At 59.0% G+C, this 3,269-nt stretch carries 3 protein-coding genes; 1 reads left to right on the forward strand and 2 read right to left on the reverse strand.

Features of this window, described 5'->3' with window-relative positions; genetic code table 11:
• Together AC1DX0_RS33505 and AC1DX0_RS33510 are read right to left on the reverse strand one after the other, a co-directional pair.
• On the reverse strand, positions 1 to 392 hold a 392-nt coding region (locus AC1DX0_RS33505; protein WP_477358652.1), incomplete at its 3' end, for a DUF6894 family protein.
• A gap of 13 nt (positions 393 to 405) precedes the next feature.
• The gene (locus AC1DX0_RS33510) at positions 406 to 714 is read right to left on the reverse strand and encodes a hypothetical protein (protein WP_441935437.1); all 309 of its coding nucleotides are present in this window, start codon (positions 712 to 714) and stop codon (positions 406 to 408) included.
• Between the two features lie 419 nt (positions 715 to 1,133).
• Between AC1DX0_RS33510 and AC1DX0_RS33515 the strand changes: the two genes are divergently transcribed.
• The coding region (locus tag AC1DX0_RS33515; protein ID WP_477358654.1) for an FdhF/YdeP family oxidoreductase at positions 1,134 to 3,269 on the forward strand (2,136 nt) is incomplete at its 3' end.

Consider the following 3,269-nt stretch of genomic DNA (forward strand, 5'->3'; position numbering starts at 1 on the left):
ATGTCACCGCGACGGTCACGCGCCCTGACGGCCCAGCCCACCGGTGCTTCACCCCGAGACAGGGCGTCTTTCCACAAATCCTCCGCCGAGCGCCTGCATTCGTCGCGCACCGCGTCCAGATCGGGAAAGACCAGGCCACTCACGTCACGGATCTCCCCATTGTCATGATACTCAAGCCGATACTCATCCCCCGCATCGGCTATCCGCTGTTCGCCAGAATTCTCTTCCTCGACACCAAATTTGGCGGCATGCAAAAGCATGATCTTGGATTTTTCGATCAGCTCTTTAGGGGATAAAACCGCCGGTTGCGCGACAGTGACGAGTATATTGTCACCACCCTCGCCGCGGAATTCCACCACGTTGTTGGCAACGATGATTTCCAGAACCTCCATACCTATGCTCCCTTCACATCTGGTCGTTGTAAGGCTGTTTGGTGATCCCAACCTGCTTGGCCAACTCTGAAAACGGTGGCACGCCGGCTTCGAACTGGCTGGTGTTCGCGAGTTGCAGAAGGCGCAAAGGGAAGCAGACGGCATCACGGTTTGCCGGTGACATGTCCTCGAACAGGCGCTCGTCGCCGGTGAACGAGGCTTCCGCGGTTTTCAAGGCCCTATCGATATCATCGATCGAGAGGAGTCCCTTCCGTACCAGGGCATTGTTGACCGCTGCGACCGCCATCAGCAGCCCCTCCAGCTGTAGGTTGGCCACGTTCATGGATTTTTCTCCATCACATACGTCCGATGGTGGGCGGGACAACGGGTCTGCTAGCTGGACGCGCCATCGCGGAATCTCCTTCGGGACGTTCGACAACTTTCCACACGAGACGAGGTTCCAGAGCCGCCATGCATCCCGAAGCGGCCGACGCAACGCTTCTCCGACGCCAGGAATCGGTGGCAAAAGTTGAGGAAAACGAAGTCGGTCCCATGCGTGGAACCGTCAGGCAGATCCCAAGTTTCATATTGCCGGGAAACGTCGATTGGGCCTGCCTTTCGCATTGTCGCGCATGTCGCAGCCAGCAAGTCATCCCGTGCCGGCGAAGGGAGGACGCCGTGGGCGAGGTGGCGTTGCTTGGGCGTCCACGGCAAATGAGAGCGAGACCGACGGAAATCTCGCTGTGGCAAACGAGGTAGGAAATGGCGTCGAACACGAGAACAGCCACTATCAAGCCGTATAAAGGGCCCGCCGGTGGGTGGGGCTCAGCGAAATCCGTGGCTGGTGTTCTCCTAAAAGAACATGTTCCCTTGAAAGGGAGCCGATTGCTGTCGACGCAGAACAAGCCCGAAGGCTATATGTGCGTGAGCTGCGCCTGGGCAAAGCCGGCGCAGCCGCATCCGCTCGAATTCTGTGAGAACGGCGCCAAGGCGACAGCTTGGGAAACCACGTCGCGACGTGCGGGCCCGGCGTTCTTCGACAAGCACACGCTGAGCGAACTCGAGCGATGGTCGGATCACGATCTCGAAGAGGAGGGTCGGCTGACGCACCCCATGCGCTGGGACGCTGCCAGCGACAAATATGTGCCGGTCGAATGGCCCGCTGCATTCGAAGAGATCGGCAGGGAGTTGCGCGCTCTGGACCCGCATCAGACCGATCTTTACACATCCGGCCGGGCGTCACTCGAGGCGAGCTACATGTACCAGCTGTTTGCGCGGATGTACGGCTCCAACAACATGCCCGACAGCTCGAACATGTGCCATGAAAGCTCCTCCGTTGCGCTTCCCGAGAGCATCGGCGCATCGGTCGGCACCGCCATTTTGTCCGATTTCGAGAACACGGACTGTATATTCTACATTGGCCAGAATGTCGGGACATCCTCGCCACGCCTGCTTCATGATCTGCAAGACGCAGTCAACCGAGGCGTGAAGATTGTTACTTTCAACCTGCTGCGGGAGCGCGGGCTGGAGCGCTTCGTCAATCCGCAATCACCCGTCCAGATGCTGACCGGGAAAGAGACACCGATTTCGTCGCAATATTATCAGGTCAACAACGGCGGCGATATCGCAGCGTTGTTCGGCGTCTGCAAGGCTCTTATCGAAGCAGACGACGCCCTGAAGGCCTCCGGTCAAAACCCTGTCGCCGGACGCGATGCGACGCCAAAAGATCCGGACAACGCAGCCATGATTGCCTTTGCGGCATCGATGGCATCCGCTGCCAAGAAGCACGTTCTCGATCACGATTTCATCAAGGAACACACGACCGGCTTCGAGGAATTCGCAGCAGCTGCGCGCGCCCACCAATGGGACGAGCTTGAGCGCGTATCGGGGCTGACACGCGCCGAAATGAAGAAGGCCGCCGTCACCTATGCCAACTCAAACGCAGTCATGATGGTCTACGGCATGGGCCTGACACAACAGCTCATGGGCGTCGAGAACGTTCACATGGTCTGCAACCTCGCGCTGCTGCGCGGCAACATCGGCAAGCCCGGGGCGAATATTTGCGCCGTTCGTGGTCACTCCAACGTGCAGGGCCAGCGCACCGTCGGGATTACGGAGAAGCCAGGCCTGGCGCCCCTCGACAAACTTTCCGAGCTCTATGGCTTTGAGCCGCCGCAATGGACCGGTCGCTCGACGGTGGAAACGTGCGAAGCGATTATGACGGGTCAGTCCCGTGCGTTTATCAGCCTTGGCGGCAATTTCCTCAGAGCGGTGCCAGACACCGCCGCCATGGAAGAGGGATGGCGCAAACTTCGTTTGAGCGTTCAGATAGCCACCAAACTCAACCGCAGCCATGTCCTGCATGGAGAGGTCGCATATCTGCTGCCGTGCCTTGGCCGCATCGAACTCGACCAGCAGGCGAGTGGACCGCAAGCGGTGTCCATGGAAAGCTCGATCGCTCATTTCCATGGCTCGCGGGGCAAGACCAAACCGGCGAGCTCTGAACTTCTCTCCGAACCGGCCATTATTGCCGGCATTGCCAAGGCTACGCTTGGGCAAAACAAGGTTCCATGGGACGCCTGGGTTGGCGACTACGCCGAGATCCGCAATGCCATTGAGCGGACTTACCCCGAAACTTTCAAGGATTTCAACGAACGGCTTTTCAAGCCCGGCGGATTCGCGAGACCGCTGCCGGCGCGCGAGCGCAAATGGGTGACGAAAACGGGGAAGGCGAACTTTATCACGCCGGACAAGCTTTTCCCCGACTTTTCAGCCGCCGACAGAGCAGATGTTTTGCATCTCGCCACGCTGCGCTCCAACGACCAGTTCAACACAACCATCTACGGCTACAGTGACCGCTTCCGTGGCGTTGAAGGCACGCGCCGGATTGTATTCATG

Source organism: Mesorhizobium sp. P3_A9, from assembly GCF_056402975.1.